General features: G+C 70.0%; 16 protein-coding genes. 13 read left to right on the plus strand and 3 right to left on the minus strand.

All coding sequences use genetic code 11. The features are described 5' to 3' along the window. The first annotated feature begins 34 nt into the window (after positions 1–34). The 8 genes from pafA to ACFWGD_RS08790 all read left to right on the plus strand — a co-directional run bounded on the left by pafA (position 35) and on the right by ACFWGD_RS08790 (position 11,740). Positions 35–1,459: a Pup--protein ligase gene (gene pafA / locus ACFWGD_RS08755; protein ID WP_377778362.1), complete on the plus strand. Its 1,425-nt coding sequence runs from the start codon at positions 35–37 to the stop codon at positions 1,457–1,459. Further along, positions 1,456–2,439: a helix-turn-helix transcriptional regulator gene (locus tag ACFWGD_RS08760; protein ID WP_377778273.1), complete on the plus strand. Its 984-nt coding sequence runs from the start codon at positions 1,456–1,458 to the stop codon at positions 2,437–2,439. The genes pafA and ACFWGD_RS08760 overlap by 4 nt, the downstream gene beginning before the upstream one ends. Continuing rightward, the gene (locus ACFWGD_RS08765) at positions 2,439–3,500 is read left to right on the plus strand and encodes a helix-turn-helix transcriptional regulator (protein ID WP_377778274.1); all 1,062 of its coding nucleotides are present in this window, start codon (positions 2,439–2,441) and stop codon (positions 3,498–3,500) included. The genes ACFWGD_RS08760 and ACFWGD_RS08765 overlap by 1 nt, the downstream gene beginning before the upstream one ends. Positions 3,501–3,596: 96 nt before the next feature. Further along, on the plus strand, positions 3,597–3,941 hold the full coding sequence (gene tatA / locus ACFWGD_RS08770; RefSeq protein ID WP_377778275.1) for a Sec-independent protein translocase subunit TatA: 345 nt from the start codon (positions 3,597–3,599) through the stop codon (positions 3,939–3,941). A 73-nt stretch (positions 3,942–4,014) separates the two neighbouring features. Beyond that, on the plus strand, positions 4,015–5,142 hold the full coding sequence (gene tatC / locus ACFWGD_RS08775) for a twin-arginine translocase subunit TatC (protein ID WP_377778276.1): 1,128 nt from the start codon (positions 4,015–4,017) through the stop codon (positions 5,140–5,142). Positions 5,143–6,123: 981 nt separating this feature from the next. Continuing rightward, a complete protein-coding gene (locus tag ACFWGD_RS08780) occupies positions 6,124–7,854 on the plus strand; it encodes an amidase family protein (RefSeq protein WP_377778277.1) in 1,731 nt (576 codons plus the stop codon). A 13-nt stretch (positions 7,855–7,867) separates the two neighbouring features. Then, complete coding sequence (locus ACFWGD_RS08785; protein WP_377778278.1) at positions 7,868–10,702, plus strand: DEAD/DEAH box helicase; 2,835 nt, start codon at positions 7,868–7,870, stop codon at positions 10,700–10,702. Between the two features lie 465 nt (positions 10,703–11,167). Continuing rightward, complete coding sequence (locus ACFWGD_RS08790; RefSeq protein WP_377778279.1) at positions 11,168–11,740, plus strand: carboxymuconolactone decarboxylase family protein; 573 nt, start codon at positions 11,168–11,170, stop codon at positions 11,738–11,740. A 19-nt stretch (positions 11,741–11,759) separates the two neighbouring features. Here the strand turns inward: ACFWGD_RS08790 and ACFWGD_RS08795 are convergent, their stop codons facing one another. Beyond that, positions 11,760–12,644 carry an SDR family oxidoreductase gene (locus ACFWGD_RS08795; RefSeq protein ID WP_377778363.1) on the minus strand — a complete coding sequence of 295 codons (885 nt, stop codon included), beginning with the start codon at positions 12,642–12,644 and terminating at the stop codon, positions 11,760–11,762. A 92-nt stretch (positions 12,645–12,736) separates the two neighbouring features. Continuing rightward, a complete protein-coding gene (locus tag ACFWGD_RS08800; RefSeq protein ID WP_377778280.1) occupies positions 12,737–13,867 on the minus strand; it encodes an alpha/beta hydrolase in 1,131 nt (376 codons plus the stop codon). Positions 13,868–13,906: 39 nt separating this feature from the next. Between ACFWGD_RS08800 and ACFWGD_RS08805 the strand changes: the two genes are divergently transcribed. Genes ACFWGD_RS08805 through ACFWGD_RS08825 form a run of 5 tightly spaced genes read left to right on the plus strand, consistent with a single transcriptional unit; the run spans position 13,907 to position 18,723 of the window. Continuing rightward, a complete protein-coding gene (locus ACFWGD_RS08805) occupies positions 13,907–15,079 on the plus strand; it encodes a M24 family metallopeptidase (RefSeq protein ID WP_377778281.1) in 1,173 nt (390 codons plus the stop codon). 2 nt (positions 15,080–15,081) lie between these two features. Continuing rightward, complete coding sequence (locus ACFWGD_RS08810) at positions 15,082–15,846, plus strand: SDR family NAD(P)-dependent oxidoreductase (protein WP_377778282.1); 765 nt, start codon at positions 15,082–15,084, stop codon at positions 15,844–15,846. Next, entirely contained in the window at positions 15,843–17,222 is a 1,380-nt protein-coding gene (gene cbiT, locus ACFWGD_RS08815; protein WP_377778283.1) for a precorrin-6Y C5,15-methyltransferase (decarboxylating) subunit CbiT, read from the plus strand. Before ACFWGD_RS08810 ends, cbiT begins: the two co-directional genes overlap by 4 nt. Then, positions 17,219–17,992, plus strand: a complete 774-nt coding sequence (cobM, locus tag ACFWGD_RS08820; protein WP_377778284.1) for a precorrin-4 C(11)-methyltransferase — start codon at positions 17,219–17,221, stop codon at positions 17,990–17,992. The genes cbiT and cobM overlap by 4 nt, the downstream gene beginning before the upstream one ends. Continuing rightward, on the plus strand, positions 17,980–18,723 hold the full coding sequence (locus ACFWGD_RS08825) for a cobalt-precorrin-6A reductase (protein WP_377778285.1): 744 nt from the start codon (positions 17,980–17,982) through the stop codon (positions 18,721–18,723). The genes cobM and ACFWGD_RS08825 overlap by 13 nt, the downstream gene beginning before the upstream one ends. A 644-nt stretch (positions 18,724–19,367) precedes the next feature. Here the strand turns inward: ACFWGD_RS08825 and ACFWGD_RS08830 are convergent. Continuing rightward, entirely contained in the window at positions 19,368–19,970 is a 603-nt protein-coding gene (locus ACFWGD_RS08830; RefSeq protein ID WP_377778286.1) for an HAD family hydrolase, read from the minus strand. Between the last annotated feature and the right edge of the window lie 11 nt (positions 19,971–19,981).

Genomic DNA, 19,981 nt, shown 5'->3' on the forward strand with positions numbered 1-19,981 from the left:
GACCGGAGAAGGGGCCGGCGCCGCGAACGTCGCGCTGACCCGGCGCATCGCGGGCCTGGAGACGGAGTACGGCATCACGTGCACCCTCGACGGCGAGCGCCGCCTGGGCCCCGACGAGATCGCCCGGTTCATGTTCCGGCCGGTGATCGAGGAGTACGGGGCGACGAACATTTTCACGGGCAACGCCGGCCGCCTGTACCTCGACGTCGGCAGCCACCCGGAGTTCGCCACGGCCGAGTGCGATTCGGTCTCCCAGCTCGTCGCGCATGACCGGGCGGGCGAGATGCTTCTCGACGACCTGGCGCTCAAAGCAGAGAAGGGCCTCGTCGGCGAAGACATCGGGGGCAAGGTCTTCCTGTTCAAGAACAACGTCGACTCCGCCGGGAATTCCTACGGCTGCCACGAGAACTACCTGGTGGGGCGCTCGATGGGGCTGAAAGCACTGTCGAAGCTGCTGCTGCCATTCCTGGTCACCCGCCAGCTGCTGTGCGGCGCGGGCAAGATCGCCCGGCCCTACCCGGGCAGCCCGTACGAGGACGAGCCGGAGCAGTACTGCTTCTCTCAGCGCGCCGATCACGTGTGGGACGGCGTGTCCAGTGCGACGACGCGGTCGCGGCCGATCATCAACACCCGCGATGAGCCGCACGCCGACTCGACGCGGTTCCGCCGCCTGCACGTCATCGTCGGCGACTCGAACATGTCGGAGACGACCACGGCGCTCAAGCTCGGCTCGACGCAGCTGGTGCTGGAGATGATCGAGGCCGGCGTGGAACTGCCCGACTTCGAGGTGGCCAACGAGATCAAGGCCATCCGCCTGGTCAGCCGCGACATGACCGGCACGGCACCGATTCCGCTCCGGGTCGGCGCGTCGAAGGCCGAGGCGTCGGCGCTGGAGATCCAGCGCGCGTACCTCGCCGCAGCGACGGAGTGGCTGCAGCGCCGCGACGACTCCGGCGGCGGCACCCCCAACGAGGAGCTCGCCCGCCTGGTGGAGCTGTGGGGCCGGGTACTCGACGCCGTGGAGTCGGGGGACTGGTCGACCATCGACCGCGACATCGACTGGGCCATCAAGTGGTCGCTGCTGCGCCGCTTCATGGACCGCGGCCTGGACATCGCCGATCCGAAGCTCGCGCAGATCGACCTGGCGTTCCACGACATCCGCCCCGGCCGCGGCATCTTCCGTGCGCTGGAGGCCCGTGGCTCGGTGTCCCGGTGGATCACCGACGACGCGATCACCGAGGCGATGGCCAACCCGCCGGCGACGACCCGTGCGGCGCTGCGCGGCCGCTTCCTCGCCGCGGCCCGCGCCGCCGGTGCGGCGACCGTGGTGGACTGGACGCACCTGAAGATCTCCGGCGACGACCCGCGGATGGTCGTCGTCGACGATCCCTTCGCCACCGCCGACGCCGACGTCGACGCCCTGGTGGCGCACCTGGAATCGCTGGGGGGCCGCGCATGACCGACCGATTCTCCGCGACGCGCACCCGGCTGATCAGCCTGCTCGCCGCGCTGGCCGACAACCCGGAGGGCCTGCGCAAGGACTGGATCCTGCGCACGGTCCGCGGCTACAACACCGTCGCCGCCGATTCGGGCGACCGCTACCTGCGCGACGACGTCCCGGCGCTGGCCGCCGGCGGCATCCACGTCACCTGGGACGACAACGACGTCCTGCAGCTCGACCGGTCGGCGTGGCGCACCGGCGATCCCGGTTTCACGGAGGAGGAGGCCGAGGTCCTGGCCATGGCGTCGCAGGTGGCCTTCAGCGACGATTCCCTGGGTGACCTGACCCGGGGCGCGTGGGCGAAGCTCGCGCCGGTCGCCGAACGCTCAAATCTCGCCGATGGCCGCGGCACCATCATCTTCGGCGACCGCATCACCATCGACCGTGGCCAATTCGCGGACCTCAACCGGGCGACGCAGCCGCCGCGCAAGCGCATCGACTTCTTCTACGCCCCGCAGGTCTTCGGCGAGGAGGTGCAGCGCTCCATCGAGCCGTGGCAAATGGTCAACCTCAAGGGCCGGCTGTACGTCGTCGGCCACGACGTCGACCGCGGCGCCGTCCGGGTGTTCCGCATGGCGCGCATGTCCGACATCACGGTCACCGGCATCGATGCGACGCAGCCGTTCCCGGACGGCGACGTCCAGGCCATCGCCGAGCGGGCGCTCAATCGTGGTTCCGCGCCGCTTCGGGCCGTCGTCAAGCTTGACGACGATGCCGCGCCCGGGTCCTGCGCCGACGTCCTCGCCGGCGCCCGGGAGCTGGATGGCGGGCGCTTCGAGATCGGGCCGCTTTCCACCGCGGAGCTGATGGACATTGGCATGGAGCATGCCGGGGACCTCGTCGTGGAGGAGCCGGCCGAGGTGCGCGAGGCGATCGTGGCGCGGCTGCGGGACATCGTCGCCGCGGATGAGGCGCAGGCGACGGGGGAGGAGCGGTGATGGCGGATCCGAAGAAGGCGCAGGCTGCGAAGGTGCCCGAGTTGTCGTGGGCGCGGACGCTGGCGCTGGTGCCGTACCTGGCCGAGCAGAGGCAGCTGACGGAGGCGTCGGCCGACCTGGGCATCGGGTACGGGCAGATCAATGAGGCCCTGAAGTTCCTGGCGCAGCTCGAACTGCCCGGAGTGCCCGGCAAGGCGGCGTTCCGGGTGGAGAAGTCGGGCATCTCGGCCAAGATCACGCCCGCGGTGGGACTGCTGGCGGACCCGGTGCACCTGACGCAGGAGGAGATGTCGGCGATGCTGCTGTCGCTGGAGACCCTCGAGTCCTCGCCGATGCAGCGCGACCCCGAGGTCGTGCGGTCGGCGGCGTCGAAGCTGCGCGACGGCGCGCCGGGCTGGGCGGCGGTGGCCGACACCACCCCGCACGCCGCCGCGGACGTCGCGCATGCGGAGATCCTGGCCACGGTGCGCGGTGCGATCGCCGGGGGCCACGTTCTGGAGATCGATTACCGCTCCGCGTCCGGCGAGCGCCGCGTCCGCCGGGTCGACCCGGTGTCGCTGGTGATGGTCGAAGATGATCCGTACCTCAAGGCCGTCGACCGTCGCGGCGATTCCCCCGCGGGCGCGGCCGCAGAAGAGACGGGGGCGAAGGGGGATGAGGGGAGCGTCGTCAAGTCCTTCCGCATCGACCGCATGCTCGCCGCCGTGGACACCGGCGAGCCCGCCGAGCGCCACGAGGCCCCCGAATTCACCTCCGACGACCCCCACGGATTCCTCGACGACGAGGGCTCCTGGGCGCAGGTCGAAGTCGACGCCGACTCGACGTGGGTCGCCGACTACGACCCCGTGGCGTGGACCTACGACCAGGGCGACGAGGGCTTCCCCGACGGCGGCCCGTACCCCGCCTGGGTGCCCGCCGCCAACGCCGACCGGACCGTGGGGTTCCTGCTGCGGCGTTGGCCGGGCGTGAAGGCCGTCGACCCGGTATCGTTGCCCAAGGCCGTGGCGGAACGGGCGCGCAAGGGATTGCGCGCGTATGGTGAAACCCCACGCAACGGGTGACACGAGCACCGCGACACGGGTTTTCGGACCCGACGCGGCCACGATCCCGACACGCACCAGCTCACGCAACAACTACAGCCCCGAAAGGTGAAGCGGATGCCGAATCTCGGCCCCACCGAGCTCATCATCATCGCCGTCGTACTGATCCTGCTCTTCGGCGCGAAGAAGCTGCCGGACGCCGCCCGTTCGCTGGGTCGTTCGATGCGCATCTTCAAGTCCGAGGTCAAGGAAATGAAGCACGACGACGAGCAGCCGGAGGTTCCGGAGCAGCAGGCCATCCAGCAGGCCCCGCAGGCTCAGCCGCAGCAGCCCTACGTGCAGCAGCCGCCGCAGCAGGCCCCGCAGGCCCAGCCGTACCAGCAGCCGCAGGCGCCGCAGGCCCAGCCGCAGCAGTACCAGCAGTACCCGCCGCAGCAGCCGGACGCCGGCGAGCAGCGCTAATCGCGCCGTGACCACCGCGCCCACGAAACGCCCCCGGGCCCGCAAGAGGAAGAAGCGGGATCCCGAGGGCGTCATGTCGATCGTCGAGCACATCCAGGAGTTGCGCTCGCGACTGCTGAAGGCCCTCGCCGGAGTTTTGGTCGGCACCATCATCGGCTTCACGTGGTACCAGTTCGCCTTCACGCTGGGCCCGTGGCGGCTGCCTTTCGTCGACGCGACCTTCGGGCCGGCACATTTTTGGTCTCTGGGTGAGATCCTGAAAGAGCCGTACTGCCAGCTACCACCGGAACAGCGTTTTGGCGGCGCAGACACGGACGCGTGCCGCCTGCTGGCGACGAGCCCGTTCGAGATGTTTCTCCTGCGCCTGAAGGTCGGCGCGATCGCAGGCCTAGTCATCTCGGCTCCCTTCTGGCTGTACCAGATCTGGGCGTACATCACCCCGGGACTGGTGCGGAAGGAACGCCGCAATACGTTCATCGCCGTCACCGTTGCCGCTCTGCTGTTCATCGCCGGCTCGGTGCTGGCGTACGTTGTCGTACATGTTGGACTCGATTTCCTCCTGCAGGTTGGCGATAACGCTCAGATACCTGCCTTGACGGGTGAACGATATTTCAATTTCATCCTCGGCCTGATCGTCATTTTCGGACTCAGCTTCGAGCTTCCGCTGTTCATCGTCATGCTCAACATCGTCGGAGTATTGAAATACGAGACGATGAAGGAAAAGCGACGCCTCATCGTCCTGCTGCTCTTCATCTTCGCCGCGTTCATGACGCCCGGCCAAGAGCCGTATTCGATGGTCGCGATGGCAGTATCGCTGTGCATCCTCATGGAGTTCGCCATCCAGTTCGCGCGCATCAATGACAAGCGGCGCGAAAAGGAACGCCCCGACTGGATGGACCTCGACGATGACCAGTCGTCGGGCCCGATCGCCGCGTCGGGCGGCATCGGCCAGCTCGGAGGCATCGACGCCCCGGCGCCGGTGTCGGCGACCGGCGCAGTCGGGGGAGCGGCACCGATCGCCGGCACCTCTCCGGTGACGGGCACCACCCCCATCGGCGGCACCGCCCCGGTCACCGCATCGCAGGCCCCCCGCACGCGCCCGACGCGCAACTCGCGTCCCGCGCCTCCGGCCCCGCCTGCACCCGATGTGACGCCGGATTTGTCCACGCGCACCGGATCGGATTTCGACGACGTGCTCTAGTTGTATGGCCCCTCAGGCAGTTAATGCCATTCAAGGGAGTTATGTGAGCAAGTTCGCAGCGGGATCGGCGTGGTTGTGGAACCGCAATCACGCCGGATCCTTGTATGCATGGGAGGCTTCGCAATCATTCGCGTCGACACGGACTAGTTTCACATCCAACTTCCGCGTGAGCCGCTTGCTTCCCACCTTGAAATGTGACTGATTCGGACTCCCCAATATTTGGGGCTGCCTCGGGAACAGCTATTGCGTCGCGGTAGATCTTGAAACGATATGCATGACAGTTTGACGCGAGTATCCGACAAGTACTGATTCTGGCGCTGACAAGTTCCAAATCTCCCCGTCGACGCATTGGGCAAATCTCACGCTCGTGGGGCGGACCGACGAAGCAGGCGTCCGTACCACTCTGCAGGAATCAGAACCCGCGAGGCCATGGGATTCGCACGATGAAAATCAGTGGAATAGCTGACATGTCGATACACGCTCAATGCAACTTTACATACGCTAGGCAAGTTGCCTAAAACTCCTTTACCTATCACGGCGGTGCAGGTACGGTCATCCAGGTCACAGCAACCTGAAAGGACCACATGAGAAAAGTTCGAATTTTCGCCACATCCGCAACAATCGCAACACTGCTCACAGCCTCCGCGGCAATGGGTCAGGCAGCATCAGCTGCACCCACCGCGATCGAAAGCGCTCCGTCCCCCTCGATCTCCTCAACTCACGCAGTGCCACTGAAGGGCCCGACCGCACGCTCGCGGGCATTCAGCAATGTGGTCGGCTGCATGGCAGGCAAGGCCGCATTCTCAAATCTTGGATACGGCGTGTCGCTTCTCTGCCACAAGCAGGGGAACTCCTGGTACTTCACCTATTGGCGACGCTGAGACTAACCGCCACCCCCGCAAACGCGGCAGCCTCCATGGCTGCCGCGTTTTCGCATGATTCTCACAGGCGGCTCCTAATAGGCGATGCTTGAATGCAAACGTGGGATTATCACTTATCTGGGATGCGTACGGCGCATCCTTCGCATCGACCGCCATTGTGGTCACCGTCATCGCCGCCGCCGTTCTCATGGGGCTCTACGCCCTGACCCGGATACGCGGCGACCGACCATGGGGCAAGGTGATTCCGACCCTGCTCATCGTCGTCGCGCTCGTCGCCGGCGTCATCGGCGGTGCTGTGCGGGTCCTGCAGCAGGCCGGCGGGTTGCAGCGGCAGGAAGGCGAGGTTCTCACGCTTGACGACGACACCAACTCCTTCCCCCGCCAGACCGACATCGACATGGCCGCGTTCGACCGCCTCATCGATCGCGTGGGCGGGGACCGCCTGAGCGAGATGAAGGAGCGCTTCGCCGGCGCGGACATGACCGACCGCCACCGCATGCGCGTCGAGCACGGATACACCGCCACCGACATGCTCGCCTACTACGTGTGGCGGATGAAGGGGCAAGGTGGCGCCGATGGGCCCATCGGCGCCGACTACGCCAAGGGGAATTCTTACTTCCGGGCCGTCATGGATCTGGACCCGCGCGCCATCGAGGCCGCCGACATGGCCGGCGCGGCGGATCCGAACAACCCGATGCACGGCGCCATCGTCCTGGTCAAGGGCAACATCGCGGTCGAGGGCCTGGTCAACGACTCCGGCAGCTGGGCACTTGCCGACGCCACCGCCGGCTCGGATGCCGATGCCGTCCAGCATCTCCGCGACGGCGGCGCGATCATCGCCGGCCGTACCAACTTGTCGGAGTTCGCCAACTTCCTCACTTCCGGCGGGCCCAACGGGTTTTCCGGCCGGGGTGGCCAAGTGCTCAGCCCGCAGGGGCCGCTGACCGTCGACCCGCTGGGATCCTCGACGGGCTCGGCCACGGCGATCGCACTGGACTACGCCGACGTCACGGTCGGCACCGAGACGTCCGGATCGGTGCTCGCACCGGCCGGCGCCGCGGGCGTCGTGGGACTCAAGGCGCCCCACGACGGGTGCTCGATCTCCGGCATCGTGCCCATCGACGACCGCGTCGACTCAGTGGGCTTCCTGGGCCGCAGCATCCGCGACGTGCAGCTGGCCCATGACGCGACGTGCTGGCAGGCGCATGCGACCGGCGCGGAACACGCGCCGGAACAGAACACGCCGAAAAAGATCATGGTCCTGGGCGAGATCCCCGAGTCCCTGAAGGACCGGGCGAAGAAGGCGAACATCGACATCGTCGAGGCCCCGGAGAAGATCGCCGACCTCAACGCCGAACTCGACGGCGCCAACTCGGAGCAAATCCTGCTGGGCGGCTTCGGCCCCTCGCTCGAGGCGCACCTGCGGGGTTCGGTGGGGATGGCGAAGACGGTGGGCGACGTCGCAAAGTACTACGCCGATCACCCCGACACCGCACCCTACGGCGATGGCACGCTGCGCCGTGCCGTCGGCATCGACGACGCCGGCCGCAAGGAGGGCGAGCGGGAACTGGAGCGCGTGAAGAAGATCGTCGCCGACATCGACGCCGAGCTGCGTGCCGCCGGCGTCGACGCGCTGGTGACGTCGACGACCGATCTGGCGTCGTTCTCGCTGGCCGGCGTGCCGCGGATCTCCGTGCCGCTGGAGACCAAGAAGGCCGATGACGTGACCGGCAAGGAATCGCCCGAAGTCGCCTTCCAGGTCACCGCGGCCCGCAGCGACGCTTTGCCGCAGGTACTCGCCATCGCGGCGGCGCTGGGGACGCCGCTGTGAGAACCTGGAGGACATGACCCTCCTGGACGACTTCATCGCCGACCTGGGCTTCGCCCCCGATGATTTCCAGCTCCGCGCCTGCCGCGCCATCGAAGCCGGGCGCGGAGTTCTGGTGTGCGCGCCCACCGGCGCCGGCAAGACCGTCGTCGGTGAATTCGCCATCCGCGCGGCCTTCGCCGACGGCGGCAAGTGCTTCTACACCACGCCCATCAAGGCGCTGAGCAATCAGAAGTACCACGACCTCGTCGACGTCTACGGGGAGGAGAAGGTCGGCCTGCTCACAGGCGACGTGTCGCGCAACGGCGACGCCGACGTCGTGGTCATGACCACCGAAGTGCTGCGCAACATGCTCTACGCGCAGTCGCCGACGCTCAACCGCCTCAGCCACGTGGTCATGGACGAGATCCACTACCTCGCCGACCGCGAGCGCGGGCCGGTGTGGGAGGAGGTCATCCTCAACCTCGACGAGTCGGTCAAGCTCATCGGCCTGTCGGCGACGGTGTCCAACTCCGAGGAGTTCGGCGACTGGCTGTCCACCGTGCGCGGCCACACCGAAGTCGTGGTCACCGACCACCGGCCGGTGCCGCTGAGCCAGCACATGCTCGTCGGCCAGCGCCTGTACCCGCTGTTCGAAGCCGGCGGCACCGAGGTCAACCGCGATCTGCTCGACGCCGCCGCCCGCGCCGAATCCGGCCACGACGACGGCCGCGGCGGCCGCGGGGGACATGGGGGTCACGGTGGCGGCGGCCGCGGTGATCGCGGATTCCGCGGCGGCGGGGGCGCACGCGGCCGCCGGGGCTCCGACGACTCCGGCGGCGACGACTACCTCGGCGGCGGCAAATTCGCCCGCCACCAGTGGAAGCAGCGGGAGGAAACGCAGAAGTGGCGGCCTCCGCGGCGGGGGGACGTCGTCAAGCTCCTCGGTTCGCGCACGATGCTGCCCGCGATCGTCTTCATCTTCTCCCGCGCCGGCTGCGAAGGCGCGCTGCAGCAGCTCGGCGCATCGCGGATGGAGCTCACCGACATGGCCGAGCAGGAGGAAATCGCCGCCATCATCGACGCCGGCGTCTCCGACATCCCGCCCGAGGACCTCGAAGTGCTCGGCTTCCGGCGCTGGCGCCGCACGGTGGTCCGCGGATTCGCCGCCCACCATGCGGGGATGCTGCCGGCGTTCCGCCATATCGTCGAAAAGCTCTTCAACCGTGGCCTGGTCAAGGTCGTGTTCGCGACCGAGACGCTGGCCCTGGGCATCAACATGCCCGCGCGCACCGTCGTGCTGGAGAAGCTGGTCAAGTACAACGGCGAGGCGCACGTCGACCTCACGCCCGGGCAATACACGCAGATGACGGGGCGTGCGGGGCGGCGCGGCATCGACACGCAGGGCAACGCCGTCGTGCAGTGGGCCCCGGCGATGGACCCGAAGTGGGTCGCGGGGCTGGCGTCGACGCGCACGTACCCGCTGGTGTCCACGTTCACGCCCGGCTACAACATGTCCATCAACCTGCTGCGCACCCTCGGCCACGCCGAGGCGCGGAAGATGATGGAAAAGTCCTTCGCCCAGTTCCAGGCCGACGGCGACGTCGTGGGGGATGTCGCCGAACTCGACCGGGCCCGGGCGCGCGTGGCGCAGCTCAAGGCCGACATGGGCGACTCCGGCGACGACGTCGAGGGGCTGCTCGCGTACCTGGAGCTGCGCTCGACGATCTCCGCCGAGGAGAAGGCCGCCAAGCGCCGCAACATCGAGGACCGCCACACCGAGACCGTCACCGTGCTGCGGCGGCTGCGCCGCGGCGAGGTCATCGCCGTGCCGATGGGCAAGAAGGCCCAGCTGGCGGTGGTCGTGCGCGAAGACAATTCGCCGCACAACCCGCGCCCGACCGTCGTCGGCGTCGGCGGCTTCACCGGCCGCATCGAGGCCGACGCGTTCCCCAGCGCCCCGGAGGTGCTCGGCCGCGTCAAGGTCCCCGGCGACGCCGCGCGCCACCCCAAGCGGGCGGTCAACATCATCCGTTCCGAGATCGACCGCCACAACATCCGCGGGCCGAAGCGCCTGCGCCGCCGCACCGCCGTGACCTCGCCGGAGCTCAAGCGCCTGCGCCGCGAGCTGCGCGATCACCCCCTGCACGGCGATCCCGCGGTGGAGTCGGTGGCCCGGGATGCAGATGCTTTGCGACGAGCCCAGTCCACCGTCACAACCCTCGAGCGCCGCGTGTCCGCCGCGTCCGATACGTTGGCGCGGACCTTCGACCGCGTGCTGGAGCTGCTCGGCGAGATGGACTACGTGGAGTGGCCGGAGACGGAGTCGGCGGATTCGGCCGATGGCGGCGAGCCCTACGTCTCCGAGGAGGGCGAGCGCCTGGCGCGGATCCACAACGGGTCGGATCTGCTGGCCGCGCAGTGTTTGCGGCGCGGGATCTGGGATGGGCTGGACCCCGCCGAGCTCGCGGGCGCGGTGTCGACGCTGGTGTTCGAGAACCGCAAGGCAACCCAGGGTTCCGATGAGGTCCCCACCGAGCCGCTGGCCACCGCCATTTCGGACACGTACCGGATCTGGCAGGAGTTGGCCTCCGACGAGAAGCGCCACCGCCTGCCGATGACCCGCATGCCCGACCTGGCCTTCGCCACCGCGATCCACCAGTGGACCGCCGGTGCGCCACTGGGATACTGCCTGTCGGCGGCGAAGGAGGCCGGCGCGGAGCTGACGCCGGGTGACTTCGTGCGCTGGTGCCGCCAGGTGGTCGATCTGTTGTCGCAGGTCCGGCAGACGGGGTACTCCTCGGAGATCCGGGACAATGCGACGCAGGCGGTGCAGGCCATTCGCCGCGGCGTCGTCGCCCTCGGCCACTAACGGGCACTCGCTAACCCACCCTGAATGTCTTAACCCACCTGTTACAGCGGGTGGGTTAAGACATTCGTGGTGGGTTAAGGGGTCGGCCACCGAGCGGACACACCAGGACCTGACGTCTCGGTCGAGTACGCAAGGACCTCACGGGCCGATCGATGGAGTTAGTTGCAGAATGCAGCCACACGATCTTCCGTCCTGGGCTTTTACCGGCGTTCACTCGGCGTGTGGCTGCGCTACGCAAATAACTCCGACCGGCGGCACCGGCGATCACCACTGCGCGGTGCCAGAGTGACGCATGGGGCGGATGGAATTGGGCCACGGTGAGGGTGGCGGCGAAACCCGAGGGGAGTGACGCATGGGGCGGATGGGGATGACCCGGGAGCGCGACGGGCGGGCCGAGTCGGAGAACGCGGCGATTTCCTGCGCAGCTCCCCTGCGCAACATCCATCGCCCGCCTAACCTGGTTTCATGGACGATAATTCTTTGGACCGCCCGGCGAGCCCGCCGCTGCCCAGCGGCCGCCCCGGCCCGGGCACCCGCAAGCAACTCGGCCTGGTCAACGGCATGATCGAGGCCATCGGCGCCCGCGCCACGGGCCGCAAGCGACTGGGCGTGTTCGCCACCATCGGCCGCGCGAAGCGCCTGTTCCGCGGGTGGCTGATCTACTCCGCGACGATGATGCCGTTCGGCGAGCTGTCCCGCCAGGACACCGAGCTGGTCATCCTGCGCGTCGCGCACGGCCGCGGCGCGGACTATGAGCGGGACCATCACAGGGTCATCGGCAAGCGTGCGGGCTTGACCGACGCGGAAATCGCCGCCGTCGATCGCCGCGATCACGGGTTCGGCGGACGCCGGGGGGCGATGTTGGGGGTTGCGGATCAGCTCGTCGCAAAGCGGGACGTCGATGATGCCGCATGGGCCGAGCTGGCCCGCCACCTGTCCGACCGCGAGTGCGTGGCGCTGGTGCAGCTGGTCACGCATTACGACGGCCTGGCCACCGCACTCCACGTCCTGGGCACGCCCGCGGACGAGAAGCGGTAGGGGCGCGCACTCCCGCTGGCTATTCCGCGAACTCCGCGCCCCGCTCGTCCGCCCGCTCGTCCGCCCGCTCCACCTCGGCACCCTCGGCGGCCCAGCGGAGGCCGCGGTTCAGGACCTTCATCACGCCGCGGTAGGCCCACGGCATGTTCACCTGCGCCCACCGGCCGACGGGCACGTCGTGGCTGGTGGCGATGAGGTACGTGCCCGCGTCGACCTCATAGCGGATGATCGCGGCGGCCTTCGCCGGCGAGATCGCGTGCGACTGGAACAGCTTCGTCGCGTTGGCCACGCGCTTGGCGTTGCGGTCGATGCCGTCGATGTCGATGGTGCGCACCAGCGGCGTGTCCACGGCGCCCGGCGCGACGGCGTGGACGGAGATCCCCTTGGGCGCGAGGTCGAAACGCAGCACCTCGCACAGCCCGAGCACGCCGGCCTTCGACGCGGAGTAGGCGCCGTGCCACGGCAGCCCCAGGATGCCGGCGGCCGAGGACACGCACACCAGCCGCCCGCGCCCAGCCTCGGCCATGGCGGGGGTGAATGCCTCGACCATGTGGATGGTGCCCATGAGGTTGATGTCGATGACCCCGCGCCACTTCGCGTGCGGCAGCGTCGTCGGGTCGCCCCACACGGAGATCCCGGCGGCGTTGTACACGTCCCGGGGTGCGCCATGCTTGACGACGACACCGTCCGCCCACCCCTTCACCTCCTCGAATTCGGCGATGTCCAGTTCGGTGGAGTCGACGATGGGGGATTGTCCCGGCCCGGCGGCGCGGTGTGCGGCCTCGGCGGTGTCGGCCAGGCCCGCGGCGTTGCGGTCGGCCATGGCCACGCGGTAGCCGTCGCCGGCCAGGGAGATGGCCAGCCCGCGGCCGATGCCGGAGGCGGCGCCGGTGACCACGGCCAGCGGGCGGGGGTCGTTCAGGGTGGTGTCCTGGGCGGAGCCGTCGTGGGCGGAGCCGTGGGTGGTGTCGTGGGAGTTGGCGTTCGGTTCGTTGATCACTGGCGGACCTCCAGGGCCAGGCGCACGGCGCCGGCGAGTTCGTCGATGGCCCGGCGCGAGGTGCGCCACAGGCCGGGGGAGTTGATGAAGGGGTGGACCATGCCCCGGTGCATCTTCACGGTCACGGGGACGCCGGCGTCGGCGAGGCGGGCGGCGTAGGCCTCGCCCTCGTCGCGGAGCGGATCGAAGCCGCCCAGCGCCATGAACGCCGGGGCGAGGCCGGACAGATCCTCGGCGAAAAGGGGAGATACGCGCGGGTCGGCGGCCACTTCCGGCGAGGCCGAGCCCGGCGCGCCATCGCCGATGTACAGGTCGGCGTAGGCGGACATGTCGGCGGAGGTGAGAAAGTACCCTTCGGCGAACTCGCGGCCACTGTCCGACCATCCCTCGCGATCGCCGATCCACGCGGTCATGTCCGTCACCGGGGCGAGCAGCCCCTGCAGCGCCGGCTGCGGCAGCCCCAGCCGCTTGGCCTCCAGGCACACGACGGCGGCGAAGTTCGCGCCGGCCGAGTCGCCGATAACGGCCACCCGGCGGCCGCCACCTCCACCGGCACCATCACCACCACCGCCAGCTCCATCGCCCCCATCAGCGCCACCACCGACCAACTCCCCGTACACGGCCATCACGTCGTCGAGGCCCGCGGGGAAGGGATGCTCGGGAGCCAGGCGGTAGTCGACGGAGATGACGTCGACGCCGGCGACCTCCGCCAGGCGCAGGCACGGGGCGTCGTGGGAATCCAGCGATCCCAGCGCCCACCCTCCGCCATGGAGATAGATGACGGCGGGAGCGGTGGCGTCGGCAAGCGGAAAACCGAAGTACCTGCGCACCGGGACCCCGGCGATCTTCTCGTCGCGCGTGCGGACCTTCGGACGCGGCCCCGCGGCGAGGAACGCCTCGCGGTCGATCTCCTCGCGTGCCTCGGCGGCGGGCAGCTCGCCGATGCCCTTGCCGGAGCCGATGATCTTCAGCAGCGCCAGCGACATGGCCACGTCGGCGTCGAGCAGATACCCCCGCCCATTGCGCGGCGGCCGCGCCACCAGACGCAGCAACGGCAGCGGCAACGACATGATGCCTCGGCCTGCTTTGGCGATGATCCTGGTCAACGGGTCCGGGCGGTAGTTCATGGGGTCAAAATACCTTCGTCGGGGGTTATCGTGGTCGATATGACGGAATCACTCTTTGCTTCCCAGGTGTACGCGTCGCGGCTCGACCGCGCCGCCGGGTTGGCCGCCGAGCGCGGCATCGGCGGGCTGGTCTTCGGCACGGGCCCCGACTTGGAGTACCTCATCGGGTCGAAGGTCAGCTCGCACGAGCGGCTCACCGCGCTGGTCGTGCCCGCCGCAGGGCGAGCGGGCGAGGAGGCGGACGGCGGCGCCGCCTCCCGCCCCGTGCTCGTCCTGCCCGCCGTCGAGCGTGGCGATCTGCCGGCCTCGGCGGTGCCGGACCTCGACGTCGAGGTGGTGCTGTGGACCGACGGAGAGAATCCGCACCGCATCGTCGCCGACCGGCTCGCGCTGGATGCGAAGGACGGCCAGCCGGTCCTCGGCGTCGGCGCGTCGCTGACCGCCGATCATCTGCTGCCGATCCTCGAGCACACCGGCGCCCGCGCGGTGCTGGCCGGCGAGACGCTGCGCGAGCTGTTCATGCGCAAGGATGCCGCGGAGGTCGATGAGCTGCGCGACGCCGCCGCGGCCATCGACCGGGTCCACGCCCGCGTGCCGGGCATGCTGCGCGCCGGGCGGACCGAGGCCGACGTCGCCGCGGAGCTCAATGACGCGATCCTCGAGGAGGGCCATACGGCGGTCGACTTCATCATCGTCGGGTCCGGGCCCAACGGCGCCAATCCCCACCACGACTTCTCGGACAGGACGCTTGACGACGGTGACGTCGTGGTCGTCGACATCGGCGGCACCTGGGGAGTGGGCTACCACTCCGATTGCACCCGCACCTACGTCATCGGGCAGGCGCCGGAGCGCGCGGCCGCGGCGTGGGAGATCCTGCGCGCCGCCCAGGAGGCGGCCGTCGCGGCGGTTCGCCCGGGCGTGACCGCCGCATCCATCGACGCCGCCGCCCGCGACGCCATCGCTGCCAAGGGCCATGGCGAGGCCTTCATCCACCGCACCGGCCACGGCATCGGCCTGAGCCTGCACGAGGAGCCGTTCATCATGGAGGGCAACGACCTCGTGCTCGAGCCGGGCATGGCGTTTTCCGTCGAGCCGGGGCTGTACTTCGAGGGCGACTTCGGCATGCGGCTCGAGGACATCGTCGTGGTCACCGAAGACGGCTGCGAGTCGCTCAATCGGGGCCCGCACGAGCTGGTGGCGGGGGAGAAGTAGCGATGGGGCACGTGCTCATCCTGGGCGGCACCAGCGATATCGGCGGCGAGGTCGCCGCGCGCCTGGCCAACCACAACACGGTGACGCTGGCGGCCCGGCGCGTCGATGCGCTCGATGGCATCGCCAAGCGCCTCACCGACGCCGGCGCCGTGGCCGTCCACCGGCTCTACTTCGACGCCGACGACCTCGAGTCGCACCGCAGGGTCCTGGACGAGGCGTGGGCGAATGATCCGGTGGAAACCGCCGTCATCGCCTTCGGCATCCTCGGCGACCAGGCCGCGTGCGAGGCGTCGGGCGCCGAGGCCGCCCGCATCATCCACACCGACTTCACGGCCCATGCGGCCATCGCCACGGAGCTCGTCGCCCGGATGACCGCCGCGGCGCAGTCCGGCGAACTCCCGGTGCGCGATGGCGTGGCCGGGCGCATCCTCGCGTTTTCCTCCATCGCCGGCGCCCGCGTCCGCCGCGCCAACTACGTCTACGGCTCGGCGAAGGCCGGTCTGGACGGTTTCCTGCAGGGGATGCAGGACCGCATCCACGGCGGGCCGGTGCAGTTGACCATCGCGCGGCCCGGTTTCGTCGTCGGCCGCATGACCGAGGGCATGTCGCCGGCCCCGATGTCGTCGACGCCCGCCCAGGTCGCCGAAGCGTCGGTCACCGCGCTTGACGGCCGCAAGCTCGACGTGTGGATCCCCGCGCGCCTGGGCTTCCTCGCCCGCGCCACCCGGTTCACGCCGCGGTCCATCTGGAGGAAGATGCCGCGATGAGCGTCGGCCACCGCCACCGCCACCGATTCCGCGTGGTCGGCATCGGCTGCGACGGGCTCGGCGGGCAGACCATGCGCGCGCTGGCGGTGCTCGCCGACGCGCGCCGCATCATCGGCGCGCCCCGGCAGCTGGAGCTTCTCGACGTCCCGGCCCACACCCCGTCCACCGCACCCGCCAACACAGCACCCGCCATCACCGCCGAGCGCGTCACCTGGCCGGAAAGATATTGGCGCCGCTGGGGCGAGGTCCTCGGCGATCTCGACCCGGCCACCGACGTCATCCTGGCCAGCGGCGACCCGATGTTCCACGGCATCGGCACGACGCTGGTGCGCGAGCTCGGCGCCGATGCGATCGAGGTCTTCCCGGCGCCATCGTCGGCGTCCCTGGCATGCGCGCGCCTGGGTTGGGCGCTCGACCGCACGCCGGTGGTCTCGCTGGTCACCGGCCCCGCCGGAGCCGATGGGGCCGGCGCAGTCGTTCCCCTCGCCGACGCCGGCCGCCCGTTCCTCGTCCTGTGCCGCGACGCCGGCTCCGTCGCCCTCGTCGCCGATGCGCTGTCCGACCGCCCGGACACCATCCTCACCGCGCTGACCAACGTCGGCGGCGGCGAGACCGGCCCCTGCCCGGAAAGCGTCGCACGGGGGACCGTCGCAAAGCCCCCGCAGCCGGCCGGCAACCTGACCATCCTCGCCGTCGAACCGGCCGGGCCAGCCCGCGGCTGGCTTCTGGACACCGCCTTCGACACCGACGGCCAGCTGACCAAAAGCCCCATCCGCGAGCTCACCGTCGCCGCGCTCGGCCCGCGCCCCGGCGCGCTGTTGTGGGACGTCGGCGGCGGCACCGGCTCCATCGCCATCGAATGGGCCCGCCACGGCGGCCGCGCGATCTGCATCGAGCGCGACGCCGCCCGCGCCGGGCGCATCCGCGACAACGCCGCCGCCTTGTCCGGCGGGGTGCGGGTCGTCCACGGCTCTGCGCCGCAGGTCCTGGGCTCGCTTGACGACGACACTGCCCAGGCTCCCGCCCCCACCCAAGCCCCCGACGCCATCTTCATCGGCGGCGGCCTCACCGCCGAGGGCATGATCGACGCCTGCGTCGCCGCGCTCGCGCCGGGCGGGCGGCTGGTGGCCAACACCGTCACCCTCGAATCGGAGGCGGTGCTGTGGGCCGCGCGGGCGCGCTTCGGCGGCGAGGTCCACCGGATCGGCGTCGAGCGCGCCGGTAAGGTTGGGTCGTTCACGGCGTGGCGGCCGGCGTTGCCGGTGGTCCAATGGGTTGTGGATGGGCCGTCGCAAAGCAAGGCCGAAGGCCGACCAGAAGCCCAAGCAGAAGCAGAATCCGCCCGGACGGGCGCGGAAGGGGAGCAGCACCAGTGACCGTGTACTTCATCGGGGCGGGGCCGGGCGCGGCCGATCTGCTGACGCTGCGCGCCGACCGCCTGATCAGGTCCTGCCCGGTGTGCCTCTACGCCGGGTCGATCGTGCCGCCGGAGGTGCTGGAAAACTGCCCCGCCGACGCCGAGGTGATCAACACCGCGCGGATGCCGCTGGAGGACATCGTCGAGGTGATCGCCCGGGCCCACGCCGAGGGCAAGGACGTCGCCCGCCTGCAATCCGGCGACCCGTCCGTGTGGTCGGCGCTGGCCGAGCAGGCGCGACGGCTGACGGCGGCGGGCATCGACTACGAGATCGTGCCCGGCGTGGCGTCGTTTTCCGCCGTCGCCGCGGCGCTGGGCCACGAGTTGACGGTGCCGACGGTGGGGCAGTCGGTGATCCTCACCCGCGTCTCCGGCCGCGCGTCGGCGATGCCGGAGGGCGAGACCCTGGACAACTTCGGGCGCACCGGCGCGACGCTGTGCATCCACCTGGCCGCCCACGACATCGACCGCGTCGTCGCCGAGCTCGAGCCGAACTACGGCGCCGACTGCCCCGTGGCCGTGGTGGCGTTCGCCTCGCGGCCGGAGGAGACCATCCTGCGCGGCACGCTCGGCGACATCGCGGCGCAGGTCAAGGGCGCGGGCGTGACGCGGACGGCGGTCATCGTCGTCGGGCGCGTGCTCGGCGCCGAGGGCTTCCCGGACAGCTACCTTTACTCCGACGGCCGCCCCCGCGACGACGAGGGGAGGACCCTGACGTGCGCGCACTGATCCTCGGCGGCACCGGCGAAGCCCGGGCACTGGCCGCGCGCCTCGTCGACGCCGGCTGGCACGTCACGTCGTCGCTGGCCGGGCGGGTGGCCGAGCCGAAGCTGCCCGTCGGCCACGTGCGCATCGGGGGTTTCGGCGGGCCCGCGGGTCTGACCAAGTGGTTGCTTGCCGACGCCACCGAAGTCATCATCGACGCCACCCACCCCTTTGCCGAACGCATCAGCGCGTCGGCCGCCGAAGCCGCCCGCGCCACCGGCCTGCCGCTGGTCGCCCTGCACCGGCCACCGTGGGAGAAGGAGCGTGGCGACGCCTGGCTGGAGGTGCCCGACATGGCCGCGGCCGCGGAGCTTGCGCGCACCCGGTTCGCCGCGCCGTTCTTGACCATCGGCCGCCAGCAGTTGTCGGCGTTTGCCGCCGATGACCAGGGGCGGTACCTGATCCGCTGCGTCGAGCAGCCGACGGGACCGCTGCCGCGCAACCGCAAGGTGCTGCTCAACCGCGGCCCCTTCGACGTCGCCGGCGAGCGCAAGCTCATGCGCGACTACGCCGTGGACTGCCTGGTGACCAAGAATTCCGGCGGCGCCCAGACCTACGCCAAGATCGAGGCGGCCCGCGACCTGCGCAATCCGGTGATCATGGTCCAGCGCCCGGAGCTGCCCGGCAAGGGCATCGCCTACGTCGCCGACTCCGTCGACCGGGCGTTCACCGCGGTCACGCGCGGGCGGGTGTAGCTCCGCGGCGGTCGCGCCACGGCCGAGAGCAGCTGCGGGGCCGAGCCGCCGCGGCCGCGGCGCCGTCTGCTGCGCGAAGGTCGCTCCGCAGCCCAAGTCACCTGCGACGCCGAATTTGCGGGGCTGCATTTGCGCTACATTGTCGTCCGCGTCGAACCAGGCGTCGCGAAGTACTACCACCGCTTTGCAAAACCCCAGGTCGCGATTTTTGGGGCGCCGAAAATGTGCACTTTCCGACGCCGCCCGCGCCTTTCGGACCGCCCGGCGCCACACACACCGGACCGTCCCGCGCGGTTCCACACCGCCCGGAGCCGCCAGACGCCGTCGGCCTCCATCGCCGGCGGTCCGGATTGGCCTTAGTGTCGTATGGTCAACGCTCCCACATCGACCACCCGAAAACCGCAGGTGGTCAAACCTGCTACTCGGGAGCGTTGACCATTTGGCACTACGCAGCTGGCAGGGGGCGGCGGCGGGTCCGCCAAGAGCTGGCCAAAGCGTCGCAAAGTACTACCACCGCTTTGCAAAACCCCAGGTCGCGATTTTCGGGCCGCCGAAAATGTGCACTTTCTGACGCCGCCCCGCGCCTTTCGGACCGCCCGGCGCCGCATGCGCCGCCCAACACCGCGGAGCGCAGCCCTCGGCGCCTAGAAAAGCTCCGGGCGCAGGTGAGTCAGATCGGGGATGACGTCGTAGCCGGCCAGCTGCTCCGGTGCGTGCGACGTGGCCACGGCGATGACCCTGCACCCTGCGCGCGTTCCGGCTTCGAGGCCGGCGGGAGCGTCCTCGATGACCAGGCAATCCGACGGTTCGGCGCCGAGTTGCTCCGCCGCGAGCAGATAGCCCGCGGGGTCGGGTTTGCCGGCCTCGACGTCCTCGGCGGTGACCATCACGTCGGGCACGGGCAGGCCGGCGGCGGTGAGGCGGGCGCTCATCAACTCCCGCGCCCCGGACGTCACGGCCGCCCATCGGTCGCGGGGCAGCGATGCGAGCAATTCCGCGGCACCGGGCAGGGCGACGACGGAGTCGAGGTCGCCCATCTCGAGCTCGGACATGCGCAGGTAGGCGGGCCGGACGAGGTCGGGGGCGAGCAAATCGGCCAGGGTGTCCTCGGTGCGCCGCCCGTGGCTGACCGCGAGGATCTCGTCGCCGTCGAAGCCGTTCTCGGTCGCCCACGTCCGCCACGAACGCTCGACTGCGGGGGTCGAGTCGACGAGGGTGCCGTCGATGTCGAAGAGCCAGTACGTCATGGGCCCGACGC

It is taken from the genome of Corynebacterium sp. NPDC060344 (assembly GCF_042725215.1).
Lineage (GTDB): Bacteria > Actinomycetota > Actinomycetes > Mycobacteriales > Mycobacteriaceae > Corynebacterium.